This is a genomic window from Neolewinella xylanilytica, assembly GCF_002934605.1.
GTDB lineage: Bacteria > Bacteroidota > Bacteroidia > Chitinophagales > Saprospiraceae > Neolewinella > Neolewinella xylanilytica.
The window spans coordinates 87,374-108,495 of record NZ_PTJC01000009.1 but is presented as its reverse complement, the minus strand read 5'-3'; the positions used below and the strand labels follow the sequence as shown (position 1 = coordinate 108,495).

Genomic DNA, 21,122 nt, shown 5'->3' with positions numbered 1-21,122 from the left:
ACATTCATTTCCTAATTCGGCAGGTCGCATCAGGCGTTCCATCCCGCAGGTTCCTGGTTGGTGCGGTTAGGGCCATCACAGGGCGCGCTGGGCGGAGCGGGAGAAACGGGCTCGTAGACGGGCGGCGGAATCAGGAACAGCGGTTCCCCGTCAGTGCTGTCGCGATTCCAAAGGATGCGCCGCGTACGCACCGAGCTGCCACTGATAAAGCCGAGTACGGGGGTGTTCAACTCGCTTTTATCCGTGAGGTTCCCATACAGGGGGGCGGGGAGGGGAGCGTTCAGTCCGGCACTTCCTTCGGTGAGGTCTTCCAGTACCGTGAAATACTGGTGGGCCTTGCGGGTAATGGTGCGCAATTGTAGCTCCGCGAGGAGCTTCCCGGAGCCGACAAAATCTATACGGGCGGCGGGCACCGAGGAAAACGTACCATCCGGATTCAGCTCATCCGACACCAATGCGAACGCATCCCCGTTGGATATGGCCCAGCATGGTTCGGAGCAGGAATAGTCGTATCGATCGACTCCGGAACTGGAGGGTGTCTTGACGCATTGCCCATTGCGGTAAACGGAATTATAGCAGGTAGCACAAATGCTTATCTGGCTCCAGGTACGGTAGGTGAATTGGTAAAAATTATCCTGGGTGGAAGGTCCCTGGAAATTGGCTAACAGGGTAAAGGCGGGAACGAAGCGATCGCGGGAACTGCTGAAGTATGCTTCCTGCTCGAAAGTAACGCGGATATCGTCGATTGGGACGGGGGGAGGGATAAGCTCGGGCTCCGACTCGATGACTTCACCCGATGCGAGTTGGATCCGAAGGAAATAAGATTGACCCGGCAGAGGTAAAAAGCCCGGCGGCGGTACGAATTCGCCCGGATTGCCGGTGTTTTGCCAAGTATCCTCCGCTCCGTCTTCTGCTACGCTAAAGACCTGGGCTTCCCCAACGGGGTCTAATCGGTAGGCGCCGAAGGAAAGAGCGCTGCGGCGGATCGTCACGTTACTGCTGCCTTCCCCCGCTACGATACTTCCTTCCACTAATAGGAAACCGGTTGCATAATCGTACTCCGGTACCACCGGATCGACGCAATGCTGCAGGAAGAGAAAAGCAAACAGCAGGCGATAGGTACCGGAATTCATTCAGCGGGGCGGATTAGGGTTGGGAAAGTACTACAAATCCCGTTTTCCGCGTCAGGTGAGCCGTTGCGATGGGCATGGACAAAAAAAAGCCCCTTCGCCGAAGGCGAAGGAGCGAAACTTAAAGTCGATCATGCAAAAAAATCTTACTTCAGGGACAGGCTGGTAGTGTACGCCGGTTCCCGGGGTACCAGGACTGTGACGTAGTAGTCACCGGCTGGTAGTTGTTCGAGGTTGTAAGCCCGCTGTAGGGTGGGGCTGGAATTGATGCGGTCGTTGAGTACGGATTTGCCGTTCTTGTCAGCAAGGCGAATCGCTACTTCGTTTTGCGCGGTGTTCAGGTAAGTGATGGTCAGCATGCTTTCTTTCAGATTAACCCGGGGGTAGAAAGTGCGGCTGGCCAGCGCGGGATCAGCTTGGATGCCTGTATTGCCGATGGTGAGTGGCTGTACCGTGCGGCCCATTTCATCGCTGAGTACGATCTCGTAATCGCCGGCGGGGAGTGCGGCAAGCTGGAAGCGGGCATTGAGGTAGCTACCACTATCTAGCTTGGCGGTATGCAGTACGCGGCCATCCCGGTCCACGATTTGCAGCTTACTGTCAGCGTCAAATTCGGAAATACTGCGGAGAATAAGGGTTTTTGAGGTTGGATCGGCTTGTACTACCAGGTCGGCGGGGTTAATGGATGCCGAAAGGGTAACCGAAAGGAAAAGTGTAAGGAGAGAGAGACAAGTTTTCATAATAAAACGTTTCAAGGGTTGAATAATTAGTTAGAACTTTGCGAGAGCGTTTTGTTAGTCGCCATCCATGATCAACTCCTTGCAATGCAAAGGTGGGAGGAATTGCCGCACCGATCCGCGCATAAATTGGCGGCTCTTCCGCAGATTTTCACCGCTTTATTAGCCCCTGATAATATGCGCGCAACCCGGGGTAATCCCCGCAGCACGAGATCCTTAACCAATAGGTCGTATGACGCGTTTACCAACTGAATTCATCCGGCGCGGTCGCCCCCGGAGAACCACTTTATCCACCAATCACCTTACTATGGAGACGTCTTCGCAACCCGTAAGAGAACGGGTCACCCCGGCTCCAGGCACCTCCTTTTTGGTCAAGCACTATCCCGAACCGAAAGTCCGGGTCAATAAACTGCCGAAGTGGCACTACCACCCGGAGCTGGAGCTGGTCTTTGTAAGAGGAGGACACGGCCGGCGTCACGTGGGAAGCCACATCAGCCACTTTCAGGACGGTGACCTGATCCTCATCGGCTCCAACTTACCCCACCTGGGGTTCACCGACCGGATGACCAAAAACGAAAAGGAAACCGTCGTGCAGTTCGCTCCCAGTTTCCCGAACGCCGAATTTCTCGATTTGCCGGAGATGCAAAAGGTGAAGGACCTGATGCATCGCTCCCGCAACGGGATCAGCTTCCACGGCACTACCCGTACCGTACAGGGAAGTCGGCTGGAAAGGCTCATTACGCTACCGCCTCTCGGTCGCCTCCTGTTATTAGTGGATATCCTGAACGAACTGGCCGACAGCGCTGAATTCGAAAGTCTGAACGCGGAGGGTTTCCACTTGCAGGTGGAAACCCACGGTTTCGAACGGTTCAATCAGATTCAGGAATTTATCGGTGCCAATTTCGATCGCGATATTTCCCTCGATGAGATTTCCGGCATCGCCGCCATGACCGTTCCGGCTTTCTGCCGCTACTTCAAGAAAACTACCGGCAAAACCTTCGTCACTTACCTCAATGACTTCCGCATTGTCTACGCTTGCAAGCTGCTGGCCGACGATCATTCGACCATCCAGAACGTGGCTTTCGATAGCGGATTCAATTCCATGAGTCAGTTCAACCGGGCCTTCAAAAAGCATACCGGCATAACCGCCTCGGAGTACCGGAGCAAGTTTCGCCTCAACGTTAACGGCCCGCTACCGGATCTTGACTAGGTCGAGCCGTACCTTTACGACCATGACCTTCACGGATCTCAATCTCGGAAACGCCCAACTCAATGCCCTGACCGACCTGGGGCTCACCGTACCCACCCCGATTCAGGAACGGGCTTTCCCGGTAATTATGTCCGGAAAGGACGTTGTCGGCATCGCCCAGACCGGCACCGGTAAAACCATCGCCTATTTGCTACCGCTGATCCGGCAGTGGAAATTTCGCAAGGATCCGTACCCTCAGGTTTTGATCATCGTCCCCACCCGGGAACTCGTCGTACAGGTAGCCGAGGAGATCGATAAATTGACGGCCTACCAAAACGTCGTAACCGCTTCCATTTATGGTGGCGTCAACCTTAAACAACACGCGGCTCAGGTTGAAGCGGGATGCGACTTCGTAGTCGGTACGCCCGGTCGCCTGTATGATCTCATCATTACCGGAAGCCTCAAGTTCCGGGCACTGAAGCACCTGGTCATCGATGAGGTGGATGAACTACTTGAGCTAGGCTTTCTACCCCAATTGACGAAAATTATCGAGTTACTGCCCGAGCGTCGACAGAACCTATTATTCTCCGCGACAATGACGCCGGAAGTGGATGCGATTATAGCAGACACGTTCAATTTTCCGGAAACCGTCGAGGCAGCCCCCTCCGGCACCCCCCTCGAAAATATCGACCAGTTCCTTTACCGGGCACCCAATTTTAATACGAAGGTCAACTTGCTCATTCATTTACTCGCCGATGCGAAAAATTTTGACCGGGTACTGGTGTTTACACCGGGGAAAAAGATGGCCGACTTGCTTCACGAGCGGCTCGACGCGGCCTATCCGGAAGCCACCGGCGTCATTCACGGAAATAAGAGTCAAAACTACCGATTCAAAAGCCTGCAACGCTTTCAGGCCGGCGAACACCGCGTGCTCATTGCAACCGATCTCGTAAGTCGCGGACTGGACCTCAGCGAGGTATCCCACGTCATTAACCTGGACGTACCCGAACAACCGGAGAATTATATGCACCGCATCGGACGTACCGGTCGGGCCGAACGACACGGACAGGCGATCACCTTCGTAACCCCCCAGGAAGAATCCCTGCTGCAATCCATCGAGGAATTGATGGATCGGAAAGTGAAAGTCCTTCCCGTACCCGGAGACGTCGCCGTCTCGGAAGAGCTAATCCCGGAGGAACTCCCACAGTCCCAGCAACCTATAGTGGAGGTGAAGATCGAAGTCAGCGACCGGGGAGCCTTCCAGGAAAAGAAGGAAAGCAATAAGAAACGACCCATGACGCGGCAGGAGTTACAGGAGTACCGGCGGAAGAAAAAGGCTCGGGGTCGGAAGAAACGGTAGGAGGGGCGGCTTCGCCGTTAGTCGGGTAGTCGGCTTTGCCGGTTAGTCTTTTAGTCGGGTAGTCTCTTAGTCGGCTTTGCCGGTTAGTCTTTTAGTCGGGTAGTCTCTTAGTCGGCTTTGCCGGTTATTCTTTTAGTCGGGTAGTCTCTTAGTCGGCTTTGCCGGTTAGTCGGGGAGTCGGCTTTGCCGGTTATTCTTTTAGTCGGGGAGTCGGCTTCGCCGGTTAGTCTTTTAGTCGGGTAGTCTCTTAGTCGGCTTCGCCGGTTAGTTGGGGAGTCGGCTTCGCCGGTTAGTAGATTAGTCGCGTGATCAGCTTGAGAGAAGCATAAGGCATCACTGTTGCTCTTCAGCCGGGGAATGAATCGTCTGGCCATCTTGGCTTCTATACGCGTGTAGGGAACCCGCTATGCAGCCGATCCGGAAGTGTCATTGGCAGTCTGTCAATTATCCAATAGACCTGGCGGGACTTGATGTCTCCACGTCCTGCTACGAAAAGTTGGAAGAGGTAACCGGGGAGCTAAAGCGCCGCAGCTCCAGTTTGGTGAACGGTCTTACTTAACGACCAAAAGACAACCCAACTAAAAGACTACAAGACTACCCGACTAAAAGACTACCCACTACAAGACTAACGAACTAAAAGACTACCCTAACCCGCACCGACTTACTAATCGGACAATTACTCCCCCGTGCCGTCACCTCACTTGGTACCAGCACGTTCGCTTCGGGAAAGTACATGGCCACGCAGCCCCGCGGAATGGAGTAGGGGACCAGCTGAAATGTCCGCGCCCATCGCTCGGTTCCTCCGTATTCGCTCTTGAGGTCGACCACCTGCTCTGCTACAGCGCCGATAGCGGCTATGTCGTCTTCGTGCATAAGGACGATCCGCCTTTCGTTGTGCACGCCCCGGTAACGATCGTGCAGTCCGTAGATGGTGGTGTTGTACTGGTCGTGGGCCCGTACGGTCGTCATCAGGAACTCGCCCGGAGCCAGCCTGTGGGGACTAAGCTCGGTCGCACTGAATTGCGCCTTCTCGTCGGATGTAGCGAATTGGCGGTGGCGGGGTCCGTTCGGCAGATAGAAGCCCGCCGGCTGCCGTACCTTCTCGTTGTAGCCTTCAAAACCCGGAATGCAGGCCGCGATCGCGTCACGGATGGTATCGTAATCCTTCCGGTACTCGACCCACGGTGCCGTTGAATTCGGAAGAGTGCGTCGCGCGAGCTCGCACACGATCGCCACTTCACTCATCAGGTTCATATCATCCACCTCGAGGACGCCCTTGCTCATCTGAACCACCCCCATGCTGTTTTCGCAGCTGACGAACTGTTCGCCACCGGCCTGAAGGTCCACCTCCGTGCGCCCGTAGCAGGGAAGAATGAAGGCCTCCATACCGTGCACCAGGTGGCTGCGGTTCAGTTTGGTGGAGACGTGGACGGTCATGTCGCAGTTGCGCAGTCCCCGGGCCGTGCGCTCGGTATCGGGGGTCGCGCTGACGAAGTTGCCACCCATACCGAGGAAGAACTTCACTTTTCCCGCTTCCATCGCCTCCATCGTTTTGACCACGTCGTAGCCATCCTCGGTGGGGGGCTCGAAGGCGTAGTGCCGGCGTAGGGCGTCGGCCAGCTCGGGCTTCAGTTTGTCCCAGATGCCCACGGTTCGATCGCCCTGGACGTTGCTGTGGCCGCGCACGGGGCAAATGCCGGCGCCGGGTTTGCCGATGCTTCCCTTCGCTAGCAGCAGGTTCACGAGTTCCTTGATGGTGTCCACGCTGTTTTCGTGCTGGGTTAGGCCCATCGCGTAGCAGATGATGATTCGGCCGGAACCGTGGATCAGGCCCGCACTTTCCATGACCAGGTCTCGGTCGAGTCCGGTATTGGCGATGCAGGCCTCGAGGTCGGTGGCCTCCAGCATGGCTACCAGCTTGTCGTAACCGGAAGTGTGATCGCGGACGAAATCCTGGTCGAAGTAGTTTCCGGGCGATTCCTTCTCCCGCTCGTATAGAATTTTCAGCCAGGCGCGGAGCAGGGACTGGTCCTCGTTGATGCGGATCTGCAGAAAGAGATCGGTCAGGTCGGTACCCCGGGTGACGACTTTCAGCGGTCGCTGCGGGTTAACGAAGCGCATCAGACCGGGCTCCGGAAGCGGATTCACGCTGATCATCCGGCCGCCGTTTTCCTTCATCTTCTCCAGGGCACTCAGCATCCGCGGATGATTGGTGCCCGGGTTCTGGCCCATGCAGATGATGAGGTCCGCGGCATGAATGTCCTCCAGGGTCACGCTGCCCTTCCCCAGTCCGAGCACTTCCGCCAGTGCCGCACTCGTGCTTTCGTGACACATATTCGAGCAGTCGGGCAGGTTGTTGGTGCCTAGCTGGCGGGCGAAAAGCTGGTAGAGGAAGGCTGCTTCGTTGCTCGTCCGGCCGGAAGTGTAGAAAACGGCTTCGTCCGGGTCAATTTCCTTCAGTTTGTCAGACATCCTTTGGAAGGCCTCCGCCCACGTAATCGGGGTATAGTTTTGGGCGCCGGGGCGCAGGTGCAAGGGTTGGGCGATCCGACCGCTTTTCCCGAGTTCGTAATCCGTCCAGGTGCCGAGTTCGTCCACGGAATGCTCGGCGAAGAAATCGGCGCCAATGCGACGCTTAGTGGCTTCTTCCGCGATGGCCTTGACGCCGTTCTCGCAGTATTCCGCCATGGGCGTGCGGCTGCCGTCGGGGTCGGGCCAGGCGCAACCGGGGCAGTCGAAGCCACCCTTCTGGTTGAGCTTGGCGAGGGTTTGGAGTCCATCGCCGGTGTGCATGTATTCGTTCACGTGCTTGAGCGAATACCGCAGGGCGGGGATGCCGGCGGCGATGGTGGTGGGCTTTTTGACCTGCAGGCCGGTAAGCCGCTCGGGCGTGCGTTCGTTGGACATGATCGGTAGTTCGGGCGAAGAGGAAAGGTAGATTGAGAAAATTAGTTTATCCGGACCGATAACGAAGCGGGATATGCTCGGTCAGGCGATCAGGCGGTGCGGATTGGCGTAGCAATTCAGGGAAGTGGGCCGGCAAAACCCACAGAGCGTGATGCCATTCTCCTCGGCCAGCTCTACCGCCAGGGAGGAAGGGGCGCCCACGCTCACCACCAGCCCGATTCCGGCCATCGCCGCTTTCTGAATGAGCTCGAAACTGCTGCGACCGCTCAATACCAGCACCCGCCCGTGGAGCGGAAGGGCACCTAGGCGGTAAAAATTGCCGATCAGCTTATCCAACGCATTGTGGCGACCGACGTCCTCGGCGAGGTGGAGCAGTTTTCCGTCCGTATCGAAAAGCCCGGCCGCGTGGATACCCCCGGTACGCCGGAACAGTTGCTGGGCGTCCCGTAGCCGATCCGGCAGCAGGTAGAGGGTTTCGACCGACACCGACCAGGGCCGGAGCGATTCGGTGAACGGCAGCGATTGGTATACCTGCTCGATGGATGTTTTTCCGCAGACGCCGCAACTGCTTGAGGTATAGGAGTGACGGTCCAGTGGGCGGAGATCGAGTTTAAGATTATCCGGCCAGCTAATTTCGATGGAATTGGCTTGCTCCCGCGCTCCGTCGCCCAAATCAAAGCCGGCGGGCAGCAAGCCTTCCGTGAAGAGGAAACCGCGGGCTAGGTCACCGTCCCGGCCGGGAGTCCGCATCGTAATGGCGGCCACCCGGCGCCGGGCGTGGTGCACGATAGCGATCTCCAGCGGTTCCTCCACGGCCAGTTCGTCGGGAACTTCCTCCCGGCCCGCGGAAGAATACCGGACGATCGGCACGGATTTTTGGCCTGGAATTGATGGGGGCATGGGCGACTCGTTATCTTTGCGCGCAGATGAAAACACTATCCACGGCCAAGTTACAGCAAGCGATCACGAAGGCCGTCGCCAAGGTCCGTCGCCAGCATCCCGAATTGAGCGACACCGATGCGACGGATGCCTACCGGACCTATCGGGACCACTTCTTACGACGGGACGATGACCCGCCGGTATCGACGGTTGAATCCCTCGACGATTTGCTGCTCGCAATCTGGGACGTCATCGTCGATCGGGAACTAGGCGGCAAGGATGCACCGGACGGGCCGCTCGAAGATTTTTACGCGGCTGCCTTCACGGCGCTGTTGGGCGAGCATGCGGCGCAGGACGCCGGCCAGGAACCCCTGGCCGTACCCGGTACCACCCCGGTAGCCGAAGCGACCCCGGCCCCGGTCATCGAGGCCAGCGGTGAGGCGGACCAGGCGACGAACCACATCGAGGACGAGTATTCGGATACGATCGAGGCCATATTCCGACTCAAGATCGTACTGGACGGAAGCCGGCCCCCGGTCACCCGGCTGGTATTGGTCGATAACGGCGTGAGCCAACTGCAACTACACCACATCATCCAGGCCGCCATGGGCTGGCGCGGCACGGAACAGTTTCAGTTTTACCCCGGTATGCGGCAGGACCTGCCGTCCAGTGGCGAGATAACCCTCGGTGATATGTTCGCCGAGGCGGGGGACCACTGTGGTTACGAGTTCGACACTTGGTACCACGACTTGGAACTCATAGGCCGGGAACGTCCGGAGGGGCGCAGATCCTACCCGGTCTGCATCGCCGGCGAGCGCGCTTGTCCGCCCGAGGACATCGGCGGGGTAGCGGCTTATAACGACATGATCGAAATTCTCAATCAGCCGGATCATCCCGATTACGAGGAGATGGCCGGCTGGCTGACCCAGGATTTTCACCCGGATGCCTTCAACATCGACCAGGCCAATTTGCGCCTGAGCCGCGACCAGTCCACCGAATTCAAGGCGGTAGTTTAGTTCGATCAACCTGTTGCCGTGATTTCGGGAGAGAACTCCCCCGGGCCTACTTCCCGCCGGCGGAATAGGTGAGCAGGGGTGCGGTATGCCCGCGATGGTGGCGGCGGTCTTTCATTCCAGGACCTATTTGCTTACCTTTCTTCCTTTGAAACTAGCCAACTAAACCATGCGTAACCTCTACCTACTGTTGTTGCTTTTCTGCTGTGCGGCCCTCGCGGCACAGGAGATCGACGAAAAGATTTACTCTTCCCTTCAGTTCCGAAGCATCGGCCCGTACCGGGGTGGACGCTCCGCGGCGGTTACCGGGGTAGCCAACCAACCCATGCTGTATTACTTCGGCGCCACCGGCGGCGGGGTATGGCAAACCAAGGACGGCGGCCAGACCTGGACCAACATTTCCGACGGCTACTTCGGCGGAAGCATCGGTGCGGTGACGGTGGCCGAAAGCAATCCGAACATCATTTACGTAGGTGGCGGCGAGCAGACGGTGAGGGGCAACGTCAGCTACGGCAGCGGCATGTGGAAGTCGATCGACGCCGGTAAAAGCTGGGAGCAGATCGGATTGGAGAACAGCCGCCACATCGCGCGCGTTCGGGTCCACCCCCGGGACCCGGACCTGGTCTACGCCGCCGTGATGGGCGACCTCTACCAAGATACAGAGGAGCGAGGCGTGTACCGTAGCAAGGACGGCGGTCAGACCTGGGAGCGCATTCTCTTCGCGAACGCGGGGGCCGGCGCGGTGGACCTCAGTATGGATCCCTCCAATCCCCGCGTTATGTACGCTTCTACCTGGAAAATCCGCCGAACCCCGTACAGCCTGGAGAGTGGCGGTGAAGGAAGCGGCCTCTGGAAAACGACCGACGGCGGCGACAACTGGACCGAAATCACCCGCAACCCGGGCCTTCCGAAGGGTGTCTGGGGCATCAATGCGGTTTCGGTTAGTCCGGTCGATCCCAGTCGGCTTTACGCCATCATCGAAAACGAAAAGGGCGGCGTGTACGTCAGTAACGACGCCGGTGAAAGCTGGGAAGCAAGGAGTGACAATCGCGCCCTACGCCAGCGCGCCTGGTACTACACCCGTATTTACGCCGACCCACAGGAGCTCGACGGAGTCTACGTCATGAACGTAAGCTACCACCACAGTACCGACGGAGGCCGCACCTTCAAATCCAATAACGCCCCCCACGGCGACCACCACGATCTATGGATCGCACCGGAAAATAACGAGCGGATGGCCATTGCCGACGACGGTGGCGCACAGGTGTCCTTCGACCAGGGAGAAAACTGGAGTACCTACCACAACCAGCCCACGGCCCAATTCTACCGGGTCGTGACCGACAACAGCTTCCCTTACCGCATCTACGGGGCTCAGCAGGATAATTCCACGGTACGCATCCGTCACCGGACGGACGGCGGCACCATCGGGGAGTCGGACTGGGAAGAAACGGCCGGTGGCGAATCCGCCCACATCGCTCCGGATCCCGAAAATCCGGATATCGTCTACGGGGGCAGCTACGGCGGTTTCCTGACCCGTTACGACCACGAGAATAACCAGGTACGGGCGATCAACGTCTGGCCCGACAACCCCATGGGTTACGGTGCCGAGGGAATGAAGTACCGCTTTCAGTGGAACTTCCCGATCTTCTTTTCTCCCAACGACCCGGATATCCTGTACACTACCAGCCAGCACGTGCACCGCAGTACCGACGAGGGAGAGACCTGGGAGATCATTAGCCCCGACCTCACCCGCAACGAAGCGGAAAAGCTCAAGAGCAGTGGTGGCCCGATCACCCAGGATAACACCAGCGTAGAGTACTACGCGACGATCTTCGCCGCTACGGAAAGCCACCGGGAGCCCGGCGTGCTTTGGGCCGGCAGCGACGACGGTCTGATCCACGTTAGCCGCGACAACGGGGAAAGCTGGACGGACGTGACGCCCACCGCGGCACCCAAGTACGTCATGTGGAACAGCCTCGACGTTGATCACGGTCAGGACGGAGGCGTTTACGCAGCCGGCACCGCTTACAAGACCGGTGACTACACCCCTTACCTCTTCCACAGCGCCGACTACGGGAAGACCTGGCGACGCATCGATAACGGCATTCCACGCAGTCACTTCACGCGGGTAGTGCGTCAGTACCCCGGTAATCCGGACGTGCTCTTCGCCGGCACGGAGGAAGGGCTTTACCTGAGCCTGGACAACGGTGCGAACTGGCGAGCCTTCCAGCAAAACCTGCCGATCGTTCCGATCACCGACCTCACCTTCAAGGATGACGACCTTATCGTAGCGACCCAGGGACGCAGCTTCTGGATGATTGACGACCTTACCCCGCTGCAGCAGTTGGACGAAGTAGCCGCCAATGCCGACTTCCACCTGTTCAAACCCGAGAATGCCTGGCGGATGGGCGGCAGCAGCCGCAGTAGCCGCACCGCCGGTCAGAACCATCCCGGAGGCGTCAACTTTCACGTCTACCTCAGTGAGGAAGCCGCAAAGGACAGCATGCCCATGACCCTGTCCGTGCTGCGGGAAGGCGATACCATCCGCAGCTGGAACACTACCGCCACCGAAGACAATAAGAAGCTAAAACTCAAGGCCGGCGGCCAGACCGTGAATTGGGATATGTCCTATCCCGACGGGGTCGAGTTCGACAACATGATCCTCTGGTGGGCCGGCAGCGGTGGCCCGATGGCGCTTCCCGGCGAGTACCAGGTATCCCTCACCTACGGCGAACGCGAGCAGGTAAGGACCTTCGCCATTAAGCCCGATCCGCGGGTACAGGCCAGTGAGGCGGACCGGGAGGCTCAGTTCACCTTTATGAAGGAAGTCCAGGATAAGACGAGTGAAGCCCACCAGGTCATCATCGACCTGCGTAAGCTTCGTAGCCAGATCGAGGAGCTGCAGCAGCGCATTGACGACGAGGAAGTCATCGCGGCTGGCAAGACGATCATCGATAGCCTCACCGCCGTGGAGAAAAGCCTGTACCAGACGCAGAACCGCAGCGGCCAGGATCCCCTGAACTATCCGATCCGCCTTACCAATAAGCTGGCTCACCTGAATAGCCTGACGGGTATCGGTACCTACCGGCCCACCGCCGCGGCCTACGCGGTTAAGGAGGAGCTGACCGAGCAGATCGACGAGGAGATTGCCACCTACGAGCGGATCGTAGCGGAGCAGGTACCCGCCTACAACCGGATGATTCTCGAACGCAACGTCAACGTGATCACCGTACCCCGGCCGAATAGCGCCCGGAAATAATCGCGATTACTGTTTGACGAAGGGAACGGAGCGCAAGGTATCGTCTTCCGCTCCGATGACCTGGAGCAAGTATGTACCAGGGGGGAAAGGACGCACGTCCAGTTCAACGATTTGATCCGCATCAGTTTCGGTGTCGAATCGGCGGCTCAGCAATACTTTCCCATCCACGTTCAACACGCGGATGACCAGACCGGCCGCCCCGGAATCACTCAGTTCGATGCGTAGTAAATCCCTGACGGGGTTAGGATAGAGTTGAATGGATTGGGCCGCAGTGGCGGGCGCAGTGACCTTGACGCCGGTGTCGGAAAGGGAACGGAGTTGATCCTGCGGACAACTGGTGGTGGGCTCGCCCATGCCCGTTGGTGTTGCTTCCCCGGCGGTCAGGAACAGTTTGTCCAGTTCGGTACCCGTTTCCCGGGGGGCAACGCGGATACGGTGGGTACCCGGCGAAAGGGAAAAGCGTGCGGGAACTTCCTCGGTGGTGAGGATTCGCCACTCGAAGCCGTCGGTACGTAATTGCGCTGAGCCATTTTGGCGCCAGAATTTGATCCAGGGCCCCTCGTCGACGCTTACCCAAAAAGAATTTTTTCCCGTAGTGGGTGCGTCTAGGCGGAGATACAATCCATAGGTGCCCGCTTCGGATACCGTAAGGGGGTAGGTTAGCTGGTCCGCCCCTCCGTAAGTGCTCGGGGCGGAGAAGTTATTGTTTCCCGGATAGTACAAATACCGGCCACCGGAGGCCGTCGCCCTGGTGGCGGTAACCCAGTTACTGCCTTCCTGCGCGCATTCTGCTTCCACCCACGAGGAGGTTGGCGGGGAAGGTTCCCCGCTGTCTTCAAGCGATATGACTTCCAAGGCGGAAAGTTTAGGCTGGTCGATGCCACCCACCGCTGACGCCGCATTGAAGAACAGGTTAATTTCACCGTCCGATACGGTTAGATCGTAAGATTTGACCAGGATGGCTTCCGGGCCGACTTCGGCGGTGATGTCGAAATCGTCCAGGATCAGCTCGTCTTCTAGAGTGACGTCAAAGACCCGCTTGCCCGTTCCTCCGGCACCGCCGCCAGCCGCCCCGAAGTAAATTTCGGCGAAATGGAGACGGACCCGGTAATGGCCAGCCACCACCGGAATGTCGTAGGCAAATTGGTAAGGAGCGTCGGAGCTGCGCTCGGTTTGATAGATGTCGGCTACCCGTGCTGAGGTATTCGTGTATGATTTACCTCCCGTAAAGTAGGTGTCCGCCGCGTATGTATCCCCCGCGTAATTTACCGCAGGTCCACCCGCGTTGAGCCGAATGACGACATCCGGACCCGTCGGTGGAGGCGTGCCCCCGCAATTCGTCGCCGGCTCGCCCGATCCAGTGGGCATTTCGGGATTGGCGTGCAGCACTAACTTATCGAGGCGGGTGCCGGGCTCGCGGTAGGCGATATCGACCACCACCGTACCAGCGGGTAGCGTAAAGGGGCTCCCCAGTACTTCTTTCCAGGTGTAGGCGCTGTTCGTGCGCAGCCCTTGCCACCATTTCCGCCACTGGCCCCCGTTCACCCGCACCCAGAAGGAATCCTTCTGATTGGTTGGGGCTACGATGCGGGCGGATAGGGAATAGGTGCCGGGCTGCGGGGTCGTGAACGCAAAGGACGTCCAGTGCTCCGGACCGTCTGCCGGGGCTTGATCGAGCGGAACGGACAGACCCGGTTTTGGCGAAACGTACTGGCCTTCCGAAGCATCCGCGTCCGCTACGATAACCCAGTTCGATCCTACCGTAGCGCATTCCGCTTCTTGGAATTCCCGATAGGGGCCATCCGGTTCGGACGGGGCACCGGCTACGTTCAGCACAACGGTTAGGGTTGCGGAGGCATATTCCTGCGCCTCGGCGCGAAGCAAATAGGTGTACGGTCCAGCGGTAAGTCCTTCGGTATCGATCGATAGTGTCAGTTCCGTAAAGGATTCCCTGGCCATTCCTGCCGTACGATCGATCGATAGCCAGGGTGGCAGGTCTTCCGAAGCAATTTGGAAGGGCGTTTCGGATTCCCCGTTGAGATTGGCCAGGATGACTTTCCGGCTGGTTGCTTCCCCCGCGTCGAGGGTAACTTCCATAGAGCCGGGATGGAAGGCCAGGGCGGGGGCTTCCTCTTCGACGAAGTCCTTAATCCGAACAACGTTAACCGGGGACCCGGTACCGGGTTGCCCCCCGTTCATCACGAATAAGGTGCCGCCGTAAACCCGCGCGGCTGGCGCCAGCAGCGGTACGGGGAGTTGCATACCGGTGAGCACCGACCAGGCATTTTCCCCGGCATCGTATTCCCAAACCCCCTTCCCCCCGCTGCTCGACCCACCGACTAGCAGGATCTTCCCGTTGTGCACGAAGGTGCTCGGTTCGGCGTGCGACTGAATGGCGGGAAGATCCGCAAGGCGATCCCAGGTATTGGAAATGGGGTCGTAAACATGTACGAGTTTATTGTCGGCCCCACCGCCACATCCATCGTGGCCGTTTTGCCCGCCGATGGTGTACAATTTGCCTCCGAGCGTTACGGTACTGAAATGGTTGCGGGCCATCGGCATGGGGGCGGTGGCGGTAATGTCCTGCCAGCCCCATTCCAGCGCTTTCAAATCCAGCACGAGATGAATGTCCACGTCACAGCTGGCGAATTCATCGAACCCTCCGACGTAATGTAGCTCGTTACCAAGCCTGGCCAGGCCGCCGCCGCCCCGCCGCAGGGGCAGGGTAGGGCCGGGGCTCCAGGTGTTTTCGGAGATATCGTACAGCCATACGGCATCCGTTACGGGACCGGGATGATCCCCAATACGGCCGCCGACGATCCAGACCGTGTCGCCAACCAGGGCGATCCCGTGGTGAGTTACGGCGGTACCGGTACCATTGAGGGTTGGCATGTACTGCAGACTCGTCCAGCGGCGGGTAGCCGGATTATACTTATCGACGGTATTGGCAATATCAACGCCGACGCGGAATCCATTGAAAATGTAAAATTCACCTCCGAACGCCACCATCTGGGCCTCCGATTTCGCCAGGGGAGAGGTTCCGATCGAGGTCCAGTCGGAATATTCCGTACCCGGCGCTCCGTCGTAACTAAATGCTTCGATAAAGGACTCCTCCGCCGTTATCTCGGTTCCCCCCTTCGTGCGGGAGCCGGCGGCCACGTACACGTCCCCGTTGTAAACGATGGCCTGGGTGGCGTGTCGGGGCAGCGTGAGGTCACCTAATCTTCGCCACGATCCGGTTGCCGGATTGAGCACCTCCGTATGGGGCAGTGCGAGATTGGCAGGTGGATTAGTATTAATCTCGCCGCCAATGACTATTAGTTCTCCGTTCACGACCGCGGTAGCGGCCCCGGCCCGTTCGGTGGGTAAATCGTCGGGCAGGGGAGTTCCCGTCACCCAATTTCCTGCCTCCAGGTCGAAAACGTCAACGGCCGCTTCGGTGTCGGACCAGGTTCCGGCGCTGGTGCCCGCCTTGGAACGCCGACCCCCGGCGACGTAGATCCGGCTACCGATTACCTCGGCGAAAAAGTGATCGCGCGCGTGGGGGGCATCCGGCAATACGGTCCACGTTCCGGTCACTGGATCGTACCGGTCCATCCATGCTACGTTCGCCGGCTCGCTGGAATTCTCGAGCGTCGCACTGTGTCCGTTGCGGTTGCCGGCGATAATGTAAAACTGACCGTTGTATAGCGCCACGCCGCTCGAGCCGCGTCGGCGTGCCGGGGGGATCACCGGGCCTGTCTGCAACTCGTCCGCCACCGGGTCGTAGATTAACACATTCGGAAGCGGATCTTCGTTGGGGTACCCGCCGGTGAGCGCGCCCAGCAAGTAAATCTTACCTCCGAAGGCGCGGGCCTGGAAGTGATGGATGTTGTTCGTGACTGAATTCGTGTTTCGCCAACTCCCGCTCTCGGGGTCGTACACTTGGATCGTTTTCGTTCCCCGGCCCCCGATGAGGTAGAATAGGTCACCGACCCGCACGAAGGCGGACTCGTGGCGTTTTTCGGGGTTCGATCCGGTTGATGGCTGCACGTACCATTCGCCTTGATGTTGACCGATCGCGACAACCGGGAAGACCAGCAAAAGAATTATTGCCCAAAACTGGGCATAGCCAGCCCGGTGGGCCGTTGCGTCCGTGTGTGGTGACATAGTGTGGAATGGGTAAAAATAGGAACCGAACTGACAATGGGCCGGTGCTACATAATTACGGAATATATCTTTAATTAAGTCGATTCAATTAAGAATAAGATTTCGTAAACCGCGAAATAGCCTAATGAATGTGGTATAACCTAACCGGCGAGTCGATGGACTGTACCATGAGGGTAATATCGGTGGTACGCAGGCAGCCGGGACGGGGCGCCGGAGCGCGGGAGCTACAAACTTTCCGGACAGCCCGGAATCACAACTTGATAAAAGCTGCGGAAAGGGGGGCGCCATGGCCCGGGTTCATGAGTTGGAGACGGTAGCTACCGGCCGGAAGCGAAGCGATGTCCGCGGTTGTTTCCGCCGGAGAGCCGCTAACGGAGAGCGGTAGGTAGTGCTCCCGGTAGGTTCTGCCATCCGCCCCCACGATGCGGACTAAAGCGGATAGTCCGTCGATCCGCGGCAGTCGGATAGTGAGTTCAGTGGTTGCCGGGTTCGGGAATACCTCGAAGGCAGGTTGGGAGGTAAGCAGGTCGCGGGTGGGCGTTAGCGTGGTCTCGGCGCGGCGCGGACAGGATGGGGCGCTTTCTCCCATTCCCGCGGGAAGCCGGCCCGCCGCTGCCAAGCATAGCTTATCGAGTTGGGTGCCGGATTCCCGTGCCGCAACGCGAATGGTGTGCCGACCGGAGGTAAGTTGCAAATCTAGGGGGTTACCGTCGTCCACCACTTCCCGCCACTCGAAGCCATCGGTGGAGAGTTGGGCGCGATCTGCCTGTTTCCAGAATTTCTTCCAGGGGCCGTCATCGATGGAAACCCAGAAGGAGTTGTGGCCGATTTCCGGAGCATTCAGTCGGAGAAAGAGTTGGTATTCCGTCGTTTCACTGAGGTCGATCTGAAACGTTAGTTGGGAGGGGCCGCCGTAGCGCTTAGGTTTGGGGAACAGCGCGTTTCCCGGGAAATAAACGAAGTACTTTCCGGAAGCGGCATCCGTGCTGTCGGGCTGCCACTCTTGCCCTTCCTCCGCGCATTCCGCCTCGAGCCAGTGCTCGTTCACGGCCGTGGGGGAGTGGGTGGCCGGGACGACCGAACTGGCGGGGGAAGCATCCGGGATAGTGGCAACCGGCAGCCAGCATATCAGCGGGATAATAAAGGAAAAAGACCAGCCTGTATGGCGTTCCGGTCCGGGAATGATGTAATACATGGTAGTTGGGGAATGTATGTGAGAAAACTCGGGCCGGTGTCTTGCTCACATATTTACCAACGATTTCCTTCAATTCGCGCCGTGCACCATTAAATCTGTATTAACCTCCCGGACTTTAACACAGGGGCTATCCCGCTATGCTAATGCTAAGCTGCCTATCATCTAATTACGTCTATTTCCGGGCTGATTCACCGAGTGCCTGGTAGGTCATCTGCCGGAACATTTTTTCGTGGTAGCCGGAGTAGGGTGACCGCTGGGACATCAGGATCGCGATCATGTTTTCGGCCGGATCGATAAAGAAGAAGGTAGAATAGGCGCCATTCCAGAAATACTGGCCTTCACTGCCGAGGACGCCGTTTTCGGATACGTCGGTGATGATCCCGAAGCCCAGTCCGAAACCTTCGCCGTTACCGCGCAACTCGCCGACGTGGTTCATCGTCATCAGTTCCACGGTTTTCGGGCTTAGGTAGCGGGTGCCGTCGAGCTCGCCCTTGTTGAGCAGCATGCGGCAGAATGTCAGGTAATCGGCAGCGGTGGAGTACAGACCGAAGGAGCCGCCAAAGACTTTATTGCCGCTGCTGGGAAGCTGCATCGCCGCCTTGGTGAGGTCACCGTCGGCCATCTGGTGGTTGGCGACCAACCGATCGGCTGACTCCGTTGGGATATTGTAACCGGTGTCATCCATTCCGAGGGGCGTAAATAGCCGATCTTCCAGGAATTCGATCACCGTCTGCCCGGAGAATACCTCGATCAGCCGGGCCAGAATATCGGGGGAAGTGCTGTAGATCCATTGCTCGCCGGGCTGGGCCAGTAGGGGGAGCGTCGCGAGGGTGTTCACGCGGGAAGCGATATCCGCATGTGGGCGGTAATAGAGGGCAGCGGCAATCTCATTATCGAGCTTCGTGCCCTGCAGTCCGTGGGAAAACCCGGCGGTGTGGGAAAGCACCTGTTGTATGGTAACATCAGAAGTGGCCGGATCGGTTGCCACCTGCAGGCCATCCGTCGCGTTGCGGGCTACCTTCAGATCGGCGAAGTCCGGCAGGTATGTCGAAACTTTATCCTGCAGCTGGAAGTGGCCTTCCTCGTACAGCATCATGAAGGCTACCGTTACGATGGGTTTGGTCATCGACATTAGATGATAGAGCTGATTTTCCCGCAAAGGTGTCTCGCTGCTCAGGTCACTCAGGCCGGTGGTGTGGTGGTAGCCGACCACGCCGTTGCGGTAGAGCAGGATTTCGGCCATGGGGAGTCGCCGCTCGGTAACTTCCCCCTCCAGCCACGCTTCCAGTCGCTGGATACCGTCAGCCGTTAAACCGGCTTCGGTGAGTGACTGCGAAAGGACCGGAAGGGTGATGAAAAGGCAGACGCAGATCGTAACTAGGAATTGACGCATGATCGGTGAGGATAAGTAAGGGAGAAAAGTAGCCAAAAATAGCAAGCCCCTTCGACCTGACGGGCGAAGGGGCTCGAAAATACCTTTTGAGCAGCTTGTTTATTTGCTGACCGTATTGACCACGGCGGTAAAGGCGGTAGGGTGGTGCATAGCCAGGTCGGCCAGCACTTTACGGTTCAGGCCAACGCCGGCGGTGTTGAGACCGTGCATGAGGCGGCTATAGGTCGTTCCGTTCTGGCGGGCCGCCGCGTTGATACGGGCGATCCACAGGCGGCGGAATACCCGCTTTTTGTTGCGACGGTCGCGGTAGGCATACGCCATACCCTTATCGACGGCGTTCTTGGCAACGGTGTAGACTTTGGAGCGGGCGCCGAAGTAACCTTTGGCGGCCTTGAGAATGCGCTTGCGGCGCGCGCGGCTGGCAACCGCATTAACTGAACGTGGCATAATGGTTTGTTTAGTACAGTACGGAGACCGCGATGGGTACTTTGGACCCGTACTCTCGTTAAAAAATTACTTACACAGGAGTCGCTTGATGCGCTTTTCGTCCGCATCGGAAACCAGGGCAGCGTCGCGGAGGCGAAGCTTGGCTTTCGAGGACTTGTTGCGCATCATGTGCGAGGTGTAAGCCTGGAAACGCTTCACTTTACCGCTACCGGTAATCTTGAAACGTTTCTTTGCACTGCTGTGCGTCTTCATCTTAGGCATGGCACCGGTTTTTACAAATGGAGCGCAAAGGTAGGGAAAGTATTCGCTTTGTGCAATGGCTATGCCGCTTAATTCCTGCCCTGCCCCCGCACACACCGGGGATGGTGGTCCAAAGTGGTACATTGCGCCATGTCCCGATCCATTGCCCAGTTCAGCCTATTGGTCCACGATTACGATGCGGCCATTGACTTTTACGTCGGTAAACTGGGTTTCGACCTGGTGGAAGATACCCCGCTGAGTGAGGAAAAACGCTGGGTACGGGTTCGTCCCGGCGGAGAAGCGGGTGCGGCCATCCTCCTGGCTAAAGCGAGTACAGACGAACAGCGGGCCTTAGTTGGCTCACAGGGCGCGGGGCGGGTCTGGCTTTTTCTGGACACGGACGACTTCGAGCATGACTACGGCCGCCTCCTCGAGCGGGGCGTGAAAATCGTGCGGGAGCGTTCCGAAGAACCGTACGGAACGGTGTGCGTCTTCGCCGATCTTTATGGCAACCGTTGGGATTTGGTGCAGCGCAACGGCTAGGGGAGGGCGCCGGCGCGCGGGATCAATGGATTTTTTTCTCTACGAAAGCACGGAGCACGGCAAGTCCCATATTGAAATCGGTATTGTTGTTGACGATGATGTCGGCGCGCTCCTTGTGGGGATGCACGTACTTCTCGTAAGCGGGTAGCACGTGGTGCTCGTAGCGGTAGAGCACGTCTTCAAGGGGGTAATTGCGTTCAACCCGGTCGCGCTTGATTCGGCGGACGACCTTCAAATTATCCTTGGCGTGGAGGAAGATTTTAAGATCCAGGAGCTTCCTTAGTTCTTTATAGTGAAAGACGAACAATCCTTCCACGATGATGACCGGCGAAGGGTAAAAGGTGAGCATACGCGCCTGAGCCAGCTCGTTATTGAATACATACTCCCGGCGCTGAACGGATTCGCCGCTAATCAGCTGCTTCAAATCGCGCACGAAGTGCTTGCGATGAATGGAGGCGGGGCGATCGAAATTGTGAATTCCCCGGTCATCCAGTTCCTGATCTTCTCGCCGGACGTAATAGTCGTCCATACTGAGCAGACAAACCTTCTCGTCGGGTAATCCCCGGCGCAGTTGCTGAATAAAGGAGGTTTTGCCGGAGCCACTGCCGCCGGTGATGCCGATGATAAAGGGTTTAGCCATAATTGGGGGCAAAGGTACGCAGGCCGGCGCAGTCACTTGCA

At 58.1% G+C, this 21,122-nt stretch carries 15 protein-coding genes; 5 read left to right on the top strand and 10 right to left on the bottom strand.

Annotated features, from left to right (window positions below; translation table 11 throughout):
- Positions 1-29: 29 nt before the first annotated feature.
- Both CLV84_RS21065 and CLV84_RS21060 read right to left on the bottom strand, forming a co-directional pair.
- Positions 30-1,133: a DUF4249 family protein gene (locus tag CLV84_RS21065; RefSeq protein WP_104421831.1), complete on the bottom strand. Its 1,104-nt coding sequence runs from the start codon at positions 1,131-1,133 to the stop codon at positions 30-32.
- Between the two features lie 143 nt (positions 1,134-1,276).
- Positions 1,277-1,870, bottom strand: coding sequence for a hypothetical protein (locus tag CLV84_RS21060; protein ID WP_104421830.1), 594 nt, complete (start codon positions 1,868-1,870; stop codon positions 1,277-1,279).
- 304 nt (positions 1,871-2,174) lie between these two features.
- On the opposite strand from CLV84_RS21060, the gene CLV84_RS21055 reads away from it, so the two are divergent.
- Together CLV84_RS21055 and CLV84_RS21050 are read left to right on the top strand one after the other, a co-directional pair.
- A complete protein-coding gene (locus tag CLV84_RS21055; protein ID WP_104421829.1) occupies positions 2,175-3,077 on the top strand; it encodes a helix-turn-helix domain-containing protein in 903 nt (300 codons plus the stop codon).
- 22 nt (positions 3,078-3,099) lie between these two features.
- Complete coding sequence (locus CLV84_RS21050; RefSeq protein WP_104421828.1) at positions 3,100-4,416, top strand: DEAD/DEAH box helicase; 1,317 nt, start codon at positions 3,100-3,102, stop codon at positions 4,414-4,416.
- A 633-nt stretch (positions 4,417-5,049) separates the two neighbouring features.
- Here the strand turns inward: CLV84_RS21050 and CLV84_RS21045 are convergent.
- A complete protein-coding gene (locus CLV84_RS21045; RefSeq protein WP_104421827.1) occupies positions 5,050-7,323 on the bottom strand; it encodes an FdhF/YdeP family oxidoreductase in 2,274 nt (757 codons plus the stop codon).
- 81 nt (positions 7,324-7,404) lie between these two features.
- Positions 7,405-8,223, bottom strand: coding sequence for a formate dehydrogenase accessory sulfurtransferase FdhD (fdhD, locus tag CLV84_RS21040; RefSeq protein ID WP_104421826.1), 819 nt, complete (start codon positions 8,221-8,223; stop codon positions 7,405-7,407).
- A 26-nt stretch (positions 8,224-8,249) separates the two neighbouring features.
- On the opposite strand from fdhD, the gene CLV84_RS21035 reads away from it, so the two are divergent.
- Both CLV84_RS21035 and CLV84_RS21030 read left to right on the top strand, forming a co-directional pair.
- Positions 8,250-9,218: a plasmid pRiA4b ORF-3 family protein gene (locus CLV84_RS21035; RefSeq protein ID WP_170067811.1), complete on the top strand. Its 969-nt coding sequence runs from the start codon at positions 8,250-8,252 to the stop codon at positions 9,216-9,218.
- 166 nt (positions 9,219-9,384) lie between these two features.
- Positions 9,385-12,474 (top strand): WD40/YVTN/BNR-like repeat-containing protein, encoded by a 3,090-nt coding sequence (locus CLV84_RS21030; protein ID WP_104421824.1) that lies wholly within the window; start codon positions 9,385-9,387, stop codon positions 12,472-12,474.
- Positions 12,475-12,480: 6 nt separating this feature from the next.
- On the opposite strand, the gene CLV84_RS21025 is transcribed toward CLV84_RS21030, so the two are convergent.
- The 5 genes from CLV84_RS21025 to rpmI form a co-directional block, all read right to left on the bottom strand.
- Entirely contained in the window at positions 12,481-16,623 is a 4,143-nt protein-coding gene (locus CLV84_RS21025) for a Kelch repeat-containing protein (protein ID WP_104421823.1), read from the bottom strand.
- Between the two features lie 250 nt (positions 16,624-16,873).
- A complete protein-coding gene (locus CLV84_RS21020) occupies positions 16,874-17,818 on the bottom strand; it encodes a T9SS type A sorting domain-containing protein (protein WP_104421822.1) in 945 nt (314 codons plus the stop codon).
- Between the two features lie 172 nt (positions 17,819-17,990).
- Complete coding sequence (locus CLV84_RS21015) at positions 17,991-19,211, bottom strand: serine hydrolase domain-containing protein (RefSeq protein WP_104421821.1); 1,221 nt, start codon at positions 19,209-19,211, stop codon at positions 17,991-17,993.
- Positions 19,212-19,310: 99 nt separating this feature from the next.
- Positions 19,311-19,658 (bottom strand): 50S ribosomal protein L20, encoded by a 348-nt coding sequence (gene rplT / locus CLV84_RS21010; RefSeq protein WP_104421820.1) that lies wholly within the window; start codon positions 19,656-19,658, stop codon positions 19,311-19,313.
- 66 nt (positions 19,659-19,724) lie between these two features.
- The gene (gene rpmI, locus CLV84_RS21005) at positions 19,725-19,919 is read right to left on the bottom strand and encodes a 50S ribosomal protein L35 (RefSeq protein WP_104421819.1); all 195 of its coding nucleotides are present in this window, start codon (positions 19,917-19,919) and stop codon (positions 19,725-19,727) included.
- A 129-nt stretch (positions 19,920-20,048) separates the two neighbouring features.
- Here rpmI and CLV84_RS21000 point away from each other — a divergent pair, with 129 nt between their 5' ends.
- Positions 20,049-20,441 carry a VOC family protein gene (locus CLV84_RS21000; protein ID WP_104421818.1) on the top strand — a complete coding sequence of 131 codons (393 nt, stop codon included), beginning with the start codon at positions 20,049-20,051 and terminating at the stop codon, positions 20,439-20,441.
- A 22-nt stretch (positions 20,442-20,463) separates the two neighbouring features.
- On the opposite strand, the gene CLV84_RS20995 is transcribed toward CLV84_RS21000, so the two are convergent.
- A complete protein-coding gene (locus CLV84_RS20995) occupies positions 20,464-21,081 on the bottom strand; it encodes a uridine kinase family protein (RefSeq protein WP_104421817.1) in 618 nt (205 codons plus the stop codon).
- Positions 21,082-21,122: the final 41 nt, after the last annotated feature.

Bases quoted from the DNA above. Each gene is read 5' to 3' on its own strand.
- rpmI (WP_104421819.1), bottom strand. From the start codon at position 19,919: ATGCCTAAGATGAAGACGCACAGCAGTGCAAAGAAACGTTTCAAGATT.
- fdhD (WP_104421826.1), bottom strand. From the start codon at position 8,223: ATGCCCCCATCAATTCCAGGCCAAAAATCCGTGCCGATCGTCCGGTAT.
- CLV84_RS21050 (WP_104421828.1), top strand. From the start codon at position 3,100: ATGACCTTCACGGATCTCAATCTCGGAAACGCCCAACTCAATGCCCTG.
- CLV84_RS21030 (WP_104421824.1), top strand. From the start codon at position 9,385: ATGCGTAACCTCTACCTACTGTTGTTGCTTTTCTGCTGTGCGGCCCTC.
- CLV84_RS21045 (WP_104421827.1), bottom strand. From the start codon at position 7,323: ATGTCCAACGAACGCACGCCCGAGCGGCTTACCGGCCTGCAGGTCAAA.
- CLV84_RS21025 (WP_104421823.1), bottom strand. From the start codon at position 16,623: ATGTCACCACACACGGACGCAACGGCCCACCGGGCTGGCTATGCCCAG.
- CLV84_RS21065 (WP_104421831.1), bottom strand. From the start codon at position 1,133: ATGAATTCCGGTACCTATCGCCTGCTGTTTGCTTTTCTCTTCCTGCAG.
- CLV84_RS21055 (WP_104421829.1), top strand. From the start codon at position 2,175: ATGGAGACGTCTTCGCAACCCGTAAGAGAACGGGTCACCCCGGCTCCA.
- rplT (WP_104421820.1), bottom strand. From the start codon at position 19,658: ATGCCACGTTCAGTTAATGCGGTTGCCAGCCGCGCGCGCCGCAAGCGC.
- CLV84_RS20995 (WP_104421817.1), bottom strand. From the start codon at position 21,081: ATGGCTAAACCCTTTATCATCGGCATCACCGGCGGCAGTGGCTCCGGC.
- CLV84_RS21020 (WP_104421822.1), bottom strand. From the start codon at position 17,818: ATGTATTACATCATTCCCGGACCGGAACGCCATACAGGCTGGTCTTTT.
- CLV84_RS21060 (WP_104421830.1), bottom strand. From the start codon at position 1,870: ATGAAAACTTGTCTCTCTCTCCTTACACTTTTCCTTTCGGTTACCCTT.
- CLV84_RS21000 (WP_104421818.1), top strand. From the start codon at position 20,049: ATGTCCCGATCCATTGCCCAGTTCAGCCTATTGGTCCACGATTACGAT.
- CLV84_RS21015 (WP_104421821.1), bottom strand. From the start codon at position 19,211: ATGCGTCAATTCCTAGTTACGATCTGCGTCTGCCTTTTCATCACCCTT.
- CLV84_RS21035 (WP_170067811.1), top strand. From the start codon at position 8,250: ATGAAAACACTATCCACGGCCAAGTTACAGCAAGCGATCACGAAGGCC.